Below are 13,471 nucleotides of genomic sequence, written 5' to 3'. Positions count from 1 at the left end.
TTTTGTCCCCCAATTTTGTGCCTGATTAAATATTTATTTTTCCCACGTCTCTTCTATTTCCTCTAATGTTTTTCCTTTCGTCTCAGGAACCCTTTTGAGAATAAACAGGAATGCAGCTGCAGCAATGATCATATAGAGCCAGAATGTATAAGCACTTCCTACAGATCCTATCAGGACTGGAAAGGTCTGTGATACTAAAAAAACAGCAGCCCAGAGAAAAAATGTAGCCACGGACATAGCGGTTGCCCGTACTTTCGTGGGAAATATTTCTGCAATCACCACAAATGTAAGCGGGCCCAATGACATGGCAAAACACGCAATATAGCCCAGGATCGCAATCAGTACAATATAGCCCTGCTGTTGTGCATAAAAAGCAAAACCAACGATAAATAAGCAGACTGCCATTCCCGAAACTCCCAGTAATAGTAGTTTTTTACGGCCCCACAGATCTACATATCGGATGGCTACAAAAGTGAAAACAACGTTAATAACACCCACCAGAATGGTCTGTACAAAAGCAGAATCAGATCCTACGCCTGTAGATTTAAAGATTTCCGGAGCATAATACATAATCGCATTGATGCCGGTGAACTGTGAAAACACGGCTAATAAAATCCCGATTCCCAACGCCCGTTTGAGCTTTGGTTCTTTTATGTCGGAAAGAGAAGCCGGATTTTCGTCTTTCAGAGAATCATTAATTGAATCCAGTTCCTGATGGGCTGCAGTTGATCCGTTGATCTGGGTGAGAATGGCTAATGCTTCAGGGATTCGTTTCTGCTGGGCCAGCCAGCGGGGGCTTTCAGGTACGGTGAGCAGTAAAAGGATAAAGATAATGGAAGGGATAGCACCTGATCCGAACATCCACCGCCATCCCGTAGAAATATTCCAGTTTTCATTATGAATGCCCGCAATATAAGCGTTAACGAAATAAATGACCAGAATACCCGTCACAATACCCAATTGAAAGATCGAGATAAGACGGCCTCTTATCGGAGCCGGAGCCATCTCTGAAATATACATGGGTGACAGCATAGACGCAATTCCGATTCCCATTCCTCCTATTATCCGGAATATAACAAAAAACCAAAGGTTGGGAGCCAGTGCCGTACCCACAGAAGAGACTGTGAATAAAAACGCAGAAAGCATTAATACTTTTTTTCTTCCAACCTGATCGCTTAGCTTTCCGGAATACATCGCGCCGATGATACAGCCCAATAAAGCACAGGAAGCCACCCAGCCGGTCATCACATCCGAAAGCTGATAATAGATCTTCATAAAACCAATAGCTCCAGAGATTACCGCTGTATCATACCCGAATAACAATCCACCCACAGATGCTATCAGTGTTGATTTATAAATAATATTTGAATTGGTGTTTGCTGGCATAACGATTATTTTAAAACTTTATTTGCAATCATTTCCGTACGGACAGTGGCTTTTATTGTCGCACATTCCTTACCTGTACTTTCTCCGTACGGAGTAATCGTATAAGCTCCGATATGGGCGGGGACAATAAAGGTTTCAGCATAATGAATAACATAAGGTTCAAAGCTATTGTTCGGACTTTCAATGATTACTTCACTACCTTCAACCAGATTCAGAACATTGACGACGCCTTCCGTATGGTGAAGAACTTTTTGGGTAAACCAATGTCTGCGGGTTTCAATAAATGAACAGGCATCCAGTCCGGTGCGTTCTTCACGCCAGCCTTCTCCTTCAGCAATCGGTTCTGTAAGGTTAAGAATATTCTTTTGAGTCCATGAAGTATCACGGTTCCATTGGATTACATTTTTACCATGTTCCAGAGAGATAGGTCTTGGCTTACCATCCAGTCCCATTCTTCCCCAATCCCAGAGTTTAAAAGTAAAGATATAAGGGGTTGCACTTATTTCCAGCACTACAGAATCTGCTCCTGAACAATGTATGGTTCCGGCAGGAATAGAAAAATGATTATGCTTCCGGACCGGCCATTTTTGTACATATTTTTCGGCATCAAAAGGGATGTTGTCATTTTGAGCAGCGGCTAGATCTTTCATCATGGCATCAGGATCAGTATTTTCTTTCAGTCCAAGATATACAAAAGCATTGTCTTTTGCTTCCAGCATATAATAACTTTCGTCCTGAGTATAAGTCATTCCGAATTTTTCTTTGATATATTCTTTCAGAGGATGAACCTGTAAACTTAAATTGCCTCCTTCCATAGTATCCAGAAAATCAAAGCGAATGGGAAATTCATCTCCGAATCCATTATAGACCTTCTTTCCAAGCAAAGCTTCCGGCTGAAAAAATACCAGATTAATAGAAGGGGTTTCTATGACCTGATCTCCAAATCCTAATAATAAACTGTTTTCTTCCGGCACACAATCAAATCCCCAGGCATAATTTGTTACATTCCTGTCCAGATCACATACCTCTTTCAGCCACTGTCCGCCCCACGGCCCAGGATCAAAAAACGGAACGACTCTGAAAGGCTGTGTTATAATTTGCTGAAAGGCTTCAAATAAAGCATCTGCACTTATCATTTTAGGCTGCTGAGGTAGGGTTGTATCCAGAACAAAATGACACTTTTTCAAAACTCTTTTCTTATAACGGTCACAAACACGCCAGTCTACAAAGTAAGCATGCTTGTATTGATAGGCAAACGAATCCGTATAATTAGTTCTTCCAAGATTACAGGCGGTATTCTTACGAAAGCGCATTTGTATTTCCCATCGGGGCATATCTGCATAAAGGGAAAGGCCGGGCTGTGCTGAAACTAAAGTTGCACCGGGGCCTATAACCGCTATACGACCTTGAGAATTATCTATTTGTTTTTGAAATGCAGCTATTTTTGAAGAATCAAAATAATCTTCCAGCTCCAAAGGGGTGATATATCCAAATACAGGATCATCCGTAACATATTGCTGTACCATTGCTGCAATTTCATCTTCCGGTTTCATGGCTTTTGAAGTGTCAATGATCAATTCCGGAGTTAAGAGTTCCTGTACAGAAGCCATGATCTCGTTAAGAAAAACACCAGGATAGCATTCAATAGCAATGATTTCAGGGCTATTTTTTTTAATTTCTTCTGCAATATTTTCCCAGCCCGCTATGCAGGTATGTTTTTGTATTGCTATAATAGGAAACTTATTGAAATTTGATTTCATTCGATTTTTTTATTAATGATTGACGAGGTGTGCGATCCCTAGCAAAGCCGCTGTATTTGGAAAAGCTCCTTCTTCGATATGTACCTTTCCCCATGGGGTCCAGGCGTGAGTTTCTATATAATGTCTGATATAGGGTAGAATTTGTGAACTGCTGGCCATGATTCCGCCGGTTAATAGAAGAACTTCAGGATCATAGGCATGGATGAGGTTAATGGTACATGCTGACCAAGCCATTAAACTTTGATCCCGGAGATGCATCGCAGCGATGTCCCCTTTTTCAGCCAGCTTGAAAACAAGCTTATAATCAATGACAGGGAAGGAGGAAAGCTCACTTGTGGTAAAGTTTTCATTCGCTTTTGCGACTGCAGGAAGATTCCAGGTAGAAGCTTCTGTTTCTACACAGCCTTTATTACCACAGTTGCAAGGATTTCCTTGATAGTTGATCACAGAATGTCCGCCTAGTATACCAGCGGTGAAATGTTTACCTTTTAATAATTTTCCTTCCATGATAACAGCACTTCCGATTCCTGTTCCCAATGTTATCAAAACAGTGTTTTCGTAGTTTTTTGCATTACCATATTTCCATTCTCCCAATAAAGCAGAACGGGCGTCATTTTCTATTACAAAAGGAAGATTGAATGTCTGCAGGCACCATTCTTCCAGATCAATATCCGGAGCGTCTCCAAATTTTTTATCAATAGAAAGAATTTTTTTCCGAATACTGTCCACAATACCAGGAGAAGCAATTCCCAATCCTGAAATATCAGCGGTTGAAAATTTTTGCTGGTACAATAGGTTTTCTACAGCCTCCTGTATAAAAGGTAATCTCTCTCTGAGACCATTGTTAGAATGAGCATCAATAGATATAGAGGCAAGAATGCGGGCATCCTTTACAATTCCTATTTTAATTTTAGTTCCGCCCATGTCTATGGCAATGACTGGCTTTGACATTTTTTTGATTTTAAATATTATTAAAGAACAATTCTGATCTCTATCACATCCATTCCGGATAAACTAATCTTTTCGGTAGGACTTAATGCTTTACCGGTTTTAAGTTCAATAAGTTTTGATGGTTTAAGCTGCTCCCATAAAAATGTCATTGTCTGCTCATTTTCAGAAGGGTTATAGAGCCTGATCAGGAAACTTTTATCTTCCTGTGGAGTAATGCTTGTTACTACAATATTCTCATTATTCATACGGAAAAGACTTCCTCCGGCAGATAATTTTTCTTTAACAGGAATCGCAATAAGAGGCTGTGTAAAAGCTGCTGCAGATTTTTCATTTTCAACAGCATTAAACTCAGCATGAGGACGAAGGGTATAACGATAATGTACAGGTCCTTCCTGGTCTGCCTTATAATTGGTGTGCCAGTAATTGTTCATCGCATAGCTGAACCAGTTTGTAGTTCCGGGAGTTCCTTTATCTTTCCATTTTTTGTGGCTGTTATCTATGGTCATTCTTTCGTCGATCATCTCTGCGGCTTCAATCAGCGGGGTTTCAATCATCATCCACTGCATTCCTTTTTGTCCTGAAGAAGCATCTACCCAACGGCGGCTGTACCAGTAATCCATATTGGAGCCAGGGAGTTGATCTGTAAGGTATTTCATTGTTCCATATCCTGCATCTATAGTAATATTTTTAAAGTCAGAATTGAATGGAAATCCGAAATGAACAGACTCTTTTGTACGTACAGGCTTTTTATCCACAATATTTTCCAGAGCCACTTCATCACTTCCCGCTGTCAATGTGATAATTCTTTCCAATTTGTTAGCCCCGGGCGCTTCTGAGAGAATAGAAACTTTAGCGATCACAGGACCGTTTTCCAATACTTTTACCTGTACGTCTGCATTGGTTACCACTTCTTTAGGATCAGAACCCGGTACATACCAGTAGCTGTTTAATCCCTGCTCATTAAAGTTTCCTGCATAATTGGTTGAACTGTTATCCGTTAATTGGGTGATACTTCCTGTTTTACGATCCCAGGTGATATTTACTCTTCCGTTGGAAATTCCGTTGTCTGAAATCGTAAATGTTTTTTGAATTTGTGTTTTATTTTTAATAACAGTAAAAGTTGCTGTACCTAATGCTGGAATATCTTTGGCGAAGAACACCATATTTCCGTTCTGTAATTTCTGAAGAGGAATTCTATTTCCGGATTTGTCTTGTACTGCATTTCCCAAAACTGTTCCTGGGATTGTTACAATACCGCTTCTTATCCATGATGAAGTATTGAAAACAGCGATTGTTTTGGAAGAAGAATCAGAAAGAGGTTGTAAGAGCTCTTTTTCCAGTGTTTCTGAAAGAGAATTTCCGTCAAGAGAAAACTGTCTTTTCACCTTCCACTGGTCTGAAACAAACGGAAGATCCGGAGCGGTAATACTGTTGAATGCGCCCCAGGTATGCTCATGAAAAAGAATAACATTTCTCCAGGCATCATAAAACTTCTGGCTGTTATACTGGCCAGGATTGAGCATTGCATAAAGCGTAGTCAGTTGTTGTAGTTTCAAACTGCTGTTTCGGTTCATTCCTTCCTCTTTGGCCGTAGACATAGCTCCGTCTTCCCAATAAGGACTGATGTCTCCTTTTACAACAGGAATCTGATCTCCATATTTCTTTTCAAATACCTCAAACATTTTTTCATTTGTACTTAATACAATTTTTGGGGATGTATATTTTTTATTCCATTCATCTACAAACTTTGATACAGAAGGATCTATTGGACCATTGTCAGCTACAATATTATACCGCCACTGGACCATGTCATACGGATAATTGGTTTTCGTCAGATCTTCCAGGTATTCCGCAATTTTTTTCTGCCCGGCCTCAAATACTGCTCCCGGATGTACTCCATGCCATGAAGAATATCCTCTTCCGGCGGTCCAGAATAATATTTTTTCTTTCCCGGAAGGAGATTGCCACCAGACAGGTTTATCCCCCCAATTTTTCACAAAGTTTCCGACACGATCTCCCAGATAAGGATTGGTTTTCCCCAAATAATTAGGACCGCTCGAAAAATATTTTACTCCGGATGAGGTTAAAGCCGGGACCAAAGCCCATGCAAATCCCGGTACATCAGACATCATGGCGCTGTTGATCTTCAAACCATATTCTTTTTCAAGTTTCTGAGCATATTCTGTATAATGGAAAAGCTCTTCAGGCTGGCTGAGTCCCGTTAAAATATTACCATACATAGCTGAAAGACCGATTCCTCCTTCCTTTACTGCTTTTACAAATGATTTCTTATCCTCCGAAGTCGCTGTTTTCATGAAATTTTCCACATCCCAGAGAGCCTCTACATTCCATTTAAAGCGGGCTTCTTCCGGAAGGTTTTTAGTGTCGCCGATCATTTTGATAGCGTCATAAATGTTTTTAGTATGTATTTTTTCCACTTCAGCCTGAAGGTGAGAATAACCCACATCAGTATGAGAATGATGAATAAAATATAACGTGCGGGGAACTACTTTTCCTGCTTCAATATTTTTACGGAACAATTCTTTTTTTCCTGAAGTCACTATCAGCTGTACATTTCCGCCCTCAGGTGAAAGTGTAACAGGAATATCAAAGGTTTTAATTCCGTCAGGTATTGTGAAAAAATAAGAGTCTTTATTATCTATTGTAGCCGTTATTTTTTGATTCGGCCCAAAATGCAAAGTAGTAAGGGTAATAAGTCTTTTACCATCTTTTAAGATAAATGGAGTAGAAGCCGCGTCTATTTTTTCTTCAAAAGTAAATTTATAGGTCATGAACCAGTCACGGCTGTTTTGAGCCTGACCGATAAGTTTTAAACGCAGAGGCTTTCCTGGAGTTATTTTACTCGTAGGCACTCTTAAATAGGCAATTCCATAAGAATCTTTCAGGCCGTCCATTTTTGTTTGATGAAAAACAAAAGCAGTACTGTCAGCAGCTTTGGAAACCCAGTCCGGACGTTGGTTGCCCGGGTAAGTGGTGAGGGTTAATGCTTTCTGGTCATCAATATACAGATCAAAATTTCTAGGTCCGCCGCTGGTTCCCGATGAATGGGAGACCAGCCAGCTGAAGTATACATATGAGCCGGTATTCTTTTGTGGTGCAGGAGCTGTTTCCCATTCTATTGTTTTAGCGCCGTCAGTCGTACGGGTAAGCAGCGCACGGGTAGCATGGTCGGGGAAAGCTGAGAAATAATCAATGTTTTCGCCGCTTATTTCATGATTATAACCGTTAATGGTCTGGACATTTCCAAAGTAAGGAATTTTTTTCTGACCATAGACCGTATTGCTTATCAGGAAAGAAAACAGCAAAAGAAAATACCTGTTATACATAAGTTTAGTTTTTATAGTTATATGTTAGAATGTTTGAACATATTAATTGTTAAAAAAAAATTAATCCCCTGGAGATTTATTAATATCAATGGTATAGGTAAATTTATCCGAGCGATAATATCCTACATTATATTCTACCGGTTTCCCATTAATATCATATACGAAGCGTTCTCGTTTTAAAACGGGAAAAGAAGGAGAAACTTTCAGCTTTTTTCCTATTACAGTACCAGCCTGGCAGGCACTGATATTTTCGCGGGAACGATGAACGGTTACCCCATGGTTTTCCTGCAGCATGCCGTACAATGGTATATTGAAGTCATCATTTTTATCAATTCCGATCCTTGGATGAAAATAGCTTTCAAAATAAACAATAGGATCTCCTGAGCTTTCTCCTTTTAATTTGGAAAGCTTGAATACCTTTTTATCCGATGAACAATGAAAGAAATTACAAATTACTTCATCCGGCTGCACCATGGTCGTTTTCAATAACTGGTTAATGACATGAATCCCTTTTTCCTGCATTTCTCTGGTGAAACTATACCAATGATCCAGCCCCGTTACCAAGCTTTTCTTCTCTGCAACACGGGTTCCAATCCCTTTTTTACGAATGATGAGTCCTTCATTTTCAAGCTTGTTGGTCGCCTGTCGGATCGTGTTTCTGGAAACTCCCCATAAATTGGCAAGGTCTACTTCTTTAGGTAATAAAGCCCCTTTTTTGTAAACGTCCATTTTGATAAGCTTACGGAAAAGTTCCTCTACTTGTACATGTAGAGGGAGTTTGCTGTTATGATCAATTGTAAAATCCTGAGTGGGTATGTTCATACATATAATAAAATGTAAATATAGTATTTTTTTAATTTGATGGTCAATTTTTTTAATTATTCCGAAAAAAATAAAGAAGGTGGGGGATATTTGGTAAAAACCTATGCCGTTATGGGGTTCGAAATCTTTTAAATCGCATAGGGACATAGAATAGTATAATGTTTAATATCTAAGTTTGTGAAAAACGGAGGTAAAAAGGGAAGAATTATTTTATCACCCGCTGATTTTGCTGATCACGCAGATGTTTATGAAAATCTGTGAAATCGGCTGGATCTGCGAGAAATTTTAATTGCCACGGATACACAAATAAAATGCTTTTCTGAAACACAAAGCTCTATTTTTCAGAATGAATATTTCAGGAGAGCAAAGAGTGGAATCAATTTCATTGATTCTTTCTAAGCGAATGCATATCCATAAAGCTTCATCAGCGACAAAGTCGCATCTCTTAGCACCCTTAAAAATATAGTATGAAGAATAAAAACCTTTGTGTTAAAGAAAACATTCTACAAAAAATAAACCTTACAGACTTCAGAAGCTGTAAGGTTTATGTATTCATATTTTCTTTATTAGTGGTTTAACCGAATTAAGGATTTCAGTTGACTGGTAGTACTCCCGGCTTCATTTTTCCAGCATCCATCTTTAAAACGTTACATCCAGTCCCACATAGAAATTAGCTTTCATAATCGGGGCATACACCATTCCGCCATCAAAATAATTCCCGAAAGGATTTCTGAAATCAACGATCGCATTTTTTTGATAATAAGAAGTAAGGTTTTCTCCGCCTGCATAAGCTCTGATCTTTTTGTTGAAATTTCTTGAAACCTGTGCATTCAATACCGCATAAGAATTAGAATAGGCTGGTAATTGAAATTCCGCAGGATTACTTGATGTGTCGGGAAGTCTTTGTTTTCCAACCCAGTTTAAAGTGGTATCAAAACTCCAGAACCCTCCATTGTCATTCTTATTGGTTGAATACGCTAAGTTCACGAAACCTCTGTGCTTGGCCATAAAAGGAACTTCTCTTCTTCCTCCGATATAATCAGCCTGTACGTCATAATATTTATAAGCCATTCTTACCTCAAAGTTTTTGAAAGGCATAAAATCCCATTGTGTCTGGAAAGAGTTGGCAAAAGATTTTCCATCCAGGTTATAGAAGGTTAGCTGTTGCGGAGATTTGTCCAGATCAACCAATACCTGATCCTGAAAATCTGTTCTGAAGAAGTCTGCAATAATGCTTGATTTTCTTCCGAAAAGTTTAAACTCCTGTTGCAAACTCGCCCCATAATTCCAGGCGATTTCCGGTTTTAATCCATAAATATTTCCTCCGTTGGGCAGAATATTAATTGCCCTGTTAGAAGCAAAATACTGTTGGCTTTCAGCGAATACATTGGCGGTTCTGAAACCTCTTCCTGCAGAAAGTCTTAGAATCGTTTGCGGAGTGAAGTCATATTTGAAATTCAATCTTGGTGTAAACTGAGTCCCTGCCAGATTGTGAAAATCTACTCTGGTACCTGCTACTAAAGTATACTTTAAACCTGTTAAAGTATATTCAGCAAAAATACCCGGTACAATTTCATTCCTTCTAAGATCATTGGTAAGATAGGTTTCTTTGTAGCCGTCATATAAAAAGCTTGCTCCAGCTTTATATTTATGATTGGTATTTCCGATGATACTCTCAAAAATTAAGTTGGAATAATAGGTATGCTGCTGTCCTGCATAATTTCTTAACCCGAAAAAGCTGTCCTGCTGATGATATACATACTGATTCATCCAGCCGATGCTCTGGTAAGGTTTTCCTTTAAAAACATAACCAGTCTTGTTCCACACCTGAAATCTTGAAATATCAATCCCCACGCCATAGGCAGATTGCTTATCCTGAGGCAGTTTTTTATCAAAACCAATCTGTCCTGCCGTTCTCTCATCTCGGATAAAATTGATACCGAAGTGAGATCCGAACCCTGATTTTTCCAGATCATTATAATTAAGAAGATAAGCCGCATTGATCTGAGTTCCTTTTGGCCTGTCAAGAAAACCGTCGTCATTCATATCCGTGTTCCCGAAAGTTCCGTTTCCATGAAGAAGGAAAGTCTGGGACCATTTATCATTGATGGGGGAAACATTTGTAATATTGATTTCAGCTCTTCCATTAAAATCTGAAAAAAGATTCAGTGATGTTTCCGGATTCTTTGCATTTTTCAAAAGCTCAGTGTTAATCTGTCCTGTAATGCTTTCATACCCATTCGTTACGGTGCTTCCTCCTTTTGTCAACTGGATGCTTTCAATCCATCTTCCGGGAATAAAATTCAAACCGTATGCAGATGCCAGGCCTCTGATTTCAGGAAGCTGTTCCTTGGTCAAACTTGTATATTTCTGATCAAGACCAAGCATTTTTAATTGCTTTGTTCCGGTAACGGCATTGCTGAACGAAACGTCAACGGTTGCATTGGTTTCAAAGCTTTCAGACAAGTTACAACAAGCTGCTTTTAATAATTCTTTTTTGTCAATATTGAAAACAAGCCCGGCTTCTTTTTTACTTAAAGCTGTAGCTGCCTTTGAACCTGTTACCACTACACCTTCAATATTTTTTTCCTGTTTACTGCTGGATTCATCAGAAGATGATGTCTGGTGTTCTTTATGATCTTCAATTTTTGCTCCTTCTTCACCATGAGCGGTTGGATTAGGTTCCCCGAAATTAAAGTTCCTGTCATACAGACAACATCCCGGAAGGGTATTGTAAACGGAATCATCAGCTTTGTATTTTTCATTGTCATGTCCCGCATTAGCAATGGCTTTTAAAATTTTATCTGATGAAGTTTTTGAAGGATCAAAGTTTAAAATAACAGTCTGTTTTTCTACATCCCATTCTGCAGTATCAGCACCGGCTTCTTTAGATGCTTTTTCAATTCTGGCTTTACATGAAGAACAGTTTCCTCTTACATAGAACTCATTCTCTTTTTTATGGGAAACTTTAGCTTCTGTATGATGCTCATGGGGAGTTTCTGCCTGTGAAGGCTGTAAATCTCTGTCGTAATGACAACATCCCGGAAGCCCTTCATAAGTGTTGTCAGAAGCTTTGAATTTCTCATTATCATGTCCTGCTTCCGCAACCTTTTTCAGAATGTCATCCGAAGAGACTTTGTCCGTTTCTATGGTGAGGGTTTGTAAATCAATAGAGTAAACCGCAGTTTTTGCTCCTGCTTTTTTAGCCGCACTTTCAATTCTGGTTTTGCACATTTCGCAGTTCCCTTTTACTTTGAACTGATTTTTTGAAAGATTTTGAGCAGATATAAATTGTGTAAATAAGAATAATGCACCAAGTATTAACCTGGAAATATATAATTTCATTTCGTTTAAAAGTTTAGATTAATTAAATAACGGTTCATTACATACCGTAATGAACTCATGATGTTTTAATTAACCTATTTTAGGCGGTTGCCAGATTTCCTTTAAACGGTCTGAGAGATGAGGATCTGAATATTGAAACTGAGGATTCTTATTCGCTTTGTAATAAGATAATTCCAGTTTTAAGTTTTTAGAAAACGGAGTTTCAATGAAAGTGTAACAAGCAATGCAAGATGAACAACAGTCATCATTGCAGGATGATTTTGAATCTTCCTTGCCCTCTTTTTTTGAAGAATGATTTTTACAACAGTCACTTTTTTGAGATTCTGCTTTATTACAGCATGTTTCCTGCATAGATTGCGCATAGAAATTATCCTTGGGAATCAGAAAGACTCCCAGACAAAATACTATAGCAAGTAGATGAAACAGCTTCATATCTGCAAAAATAAGAAATTTATGGCAAAGGATCACCAACTTTTACCGCGCAGCTGTGCCAAGGCTCACCATGTGCAGGATTTACTTTCGGTTTTTCTCCCATTGCAAGACTCTGTGATGCCGGAGCCGGAGTTGGAGTAACCTGTACTGTATTCTGAGCGGGTTGTGGTGCAGGAGCAGGTTTACTGCTTAAAGGCTGTCCTACAGGAATATCACATCGGTGTCCCGGCTGCCCATGGGGAGGATTCATTCCCGGTGCTGTTTTTACCTGTTTTCCGTTATTGTCAAGTACAATTTTTCCTGGAGACACAGCATTAGGATCAATCTGAACCACGTTATTTCCAGCTGTATTTACATTTTGTGCAGCAGCAGCGGCGGGTTTACTATTCAGAGGCTGTCCTACGGGAATATCGCATCGATGTCCCGGCTGCCCGTGTGGAGGATTCATCCCTGGGGCCGTAGCCATAGGAGCGGGGCTGGGATTGGATTGAACTCCTGCCTGATCCATTAGTTTGGTTTTAGAAGTAGTGCTGGTAAGAGCCACATTAGGCTGCGCAGATCCTGCTTCATCTTTCAGATAAGTGGCTTTTTCATCCTTTTTGCAGGATGCTGCTAATAGTGATACGGTAATCAAACCTATAAATGTATTCTTCATGTTCATGGGTATGAAACAAAATTAGCAAAACATTTTGAATTGTTTTGCTAATCTTACATTTATAATTCGGTTTTTGAATTAATTTTTTACTAAAAGTCTAAATCCTTCTCCGTGAACGTTGATGATCTCCAATCCTTCGTCATCTTTTAACAATTTACGAAGCTTGGCGATATACACGTCCATACTTCTTGCAGTAAAATAATTTTCTTTTTTCCAGATTTTTCTTAAAGCAAGATCTCTTGGCATAAAATCATTTCTATGAATGCAAAGAAGTTTCAGCAATTCATTTTCTTTAGGAGAGAGTTTGTATTCTTTGTCGCCCACTTTAAGCTGTCTCAGCATAGAGTCAAAGAAGATATTACTGATTTTGAACTGTTCCTGCTCTTCATTTTCCAGCGTAGAGCTTCTTTGAAGAATCGCTTTAATTTTGTATAAAAGAAGTTCGGTATCAAATGGTTTTGTGATATAATCATCTGCTCCCAGCTGGTATCCTTTCAGGATGTCTTCTCTCATGTTTCTTGCTGTAAGGAAAATGATTGGGGTATTTTTATCAATCTTTTTTACATCTTCAGCTAATGAAAATCCATCTTTTTTAGGCATCATTACGTCAAATATGCAGATATCGAATTCATTTTCCGTAAATTCTTTCAATCCCTGCTCTCCATCTGTGGCAAGAGTTACTTCAAAATTATTGATTGTCAAATAATCTTTAAGCACCGCTCCGAAACTCTGATCGTCCTCTACTAATAATATTCTGTTGCTCATAACTTTAC

The 13,471-nt window shown here is 38.9% G+C and carries 9 protein-coding genes; all 9 read right to left on the bottom strand.

From position 1 onward, the window contains the following. Positions 1-33: 33 nt before the first annotated feature. On the bottom strand, positions 34-1,386 hold the full coding sequence (locus F3J23_RS09110) for a sugar porter family MFS transporter (RefSeq protein ID WP_167027321.1): 1,353 nt from the start codon (positions 1,384-1,386) through the stop codon (positions 34-36). A 5-nt stretch (positions 1,387-1,391) separates the two neighbouring features. After that, entirely contained in the window at positions 1,392-3,146 is a 1,755-nt protein-coding gene (locus tag F3J23_RS09105; protein ID WP_167027320.1) for a class I mannose-6-phosphate isomerase, read from the bottom strand. Positions 3,147-3,158: 12 nt separating this feature from the next. Further along, a complete protein-coding gene (locus tag F3J23_RS09100; protein ID WP_167027319.1) occupies positions 3,159-4,097 on the bottom strand; it encodes an ROK family protein in 939 nt (312 codons plus the stop codon). A gap of 20 nt (positions 4,098-4,117) precedes the next feature. Next, positions 4,118-7,444 carry a glycoside hydrolase family 38 C-terminal domain-containing protein gene (locus tag F3J23_RS09095; RefSeq protein WP_185156447.1) on the bottom strand — a complete coding sequence of 1,109 codons (3,327 nt, stop codon included), beginning with the start codon at positions 7,442-7,444 and terminating at the stop codon, positions 4,118-4,120. A 60-nt stretch (positions 7,445-7,504) separates the two neighbouring features. Next, positions 7,505-8,266, bottom strand: coding sequence for a GntR family transcriptional regulator (locus F3J23_RS09090; protein ID WP_167027318.1), 762 nt, complete (start codon positions 8,264-8,266; stop codon positions 7,505-7,507). Between the two features lie 639 nt (positions 8,267-8,905). Beyond that, the gene (locus F3J23_RS09085; RefSeq protein WP_167027317.1) at positions 8,906-11,611 is read right to left on the bottom strand and encodes a TonB-dependent receptor domain-containing protein; all 2,706 of its coding nucleotides are present in this window, start codon (positions 11,609-11,611) and stop codon (positions 8,906-8,908) included. Positions 11,612-11,680: 69 nt separating this feature from the next. Beyond that, positions 11,681-12,043: a hypothetical protein gene (locus tag F3J23_RS09080; protein WP_167027316.1), complete on the bottom strand. Its 363-nt coding sequence runs from the start codon at positions 12,041-12,043 to the stop codon at positions 11,681-11,683. Positions 12,044-12,062: 19 nt separating this feature from the next. Next, a complete protein-coding gene (locus tag F3J23_RS09075) occupies positions 12,063-12,704 on the bottom strand; it encodes a hypothetical protein (protein WP_167027315.1) in 642 nt (213 codons plus the stop codon). Between the two features lie 72 nt (positions 12,705-12,776). After that, positions 12,777-13,463, bottom strand: coding sequence for a response regulator transcription factor (locus F3J23_RS09070; RefSeq protein ID WP_002982671.1), 687 nt, complete (start codon positions 13,461-13,463; stop codon positions 12,777-12,779). Between the last annotated feature and the right edge of the window lie 8 nt (positions 13,464-13,471).

The organism is Chryseobacterium sp. Tr-659, assembly GCF_011752975.1.
In the GTDB taxonomy this organism is placed as follows: domain Bacteria; phylum Bacteroidota; class Bacteroidia; order Flavobacteriales; family Weeksellaceae; genus Chryseobacterium.
Note: the sequence above shows the minus strand (reverse complement) of the source record. Positions and strands in the feature narration are given on the sequence as shown.

Coding starts and splice junctions, on each gene's coding strand:
- F3J23_RS09070 (WP_002982671.1), bottom strand. CDS start 13,463: ATGAGCAACAGAATATTATTAGTAGAGGACGATCAGAGTTTCGGAGCG.
- F3J23_RS09110 (WP_167027321.1), bottom strand. CDS start 1,386: ATGCCAGCAAACACCAATTCAAATATTATTTATAAATCAACACTGATA.
- F3J23_RS09075 (WP_167027315.1), bottom strand. CDS start 12,704: ATGAACATGAAGAATACATTTATAGGTTTGATTACCGTATCACTATTA.
- F3J23_RS09090 (WP_167027318.1), bottom strand. CDS start 8,266: ATGAACATACCCACTCAGGATTTTACAATTGATCATAACAGCAAACTC.
- F3J23_RS09095 (WP_185156447.1), bottom strand. CDS start 7,444: ATGTATAACAGGTATTTTCTTTTGCTGTTTTCTTTCCTGATAAGCAAT.
- F3J23_RS09080 (WP_167027316.1), bottom strand. CDS start 12,043: ATGAAGCTGTTTCATCTACTTGCTATAGTATTTTGTCTGGGAGTCTTT.
- F3J23_RS09105 (WP_167027320.1), bottom strand. CDS start 3,146: ATGAAATCAAATTTCAATAAGTTTCCTATTATAGCAATACAAAAACAT.
- F3J23_RS09100 (WP_167027319.1), bottom strand. CDS start 4,097: ATGTCAAAGCCAGTCATTGCCATAGACATGGGCGGAACTAAAATTAAA.
- F3J23_RS09085 (WP_167027317.1), bottom strand. CDS start 11,611: ATGAAATTATATATTTCCAGGTTAATACTTGGTGCATTATTCTTATTT.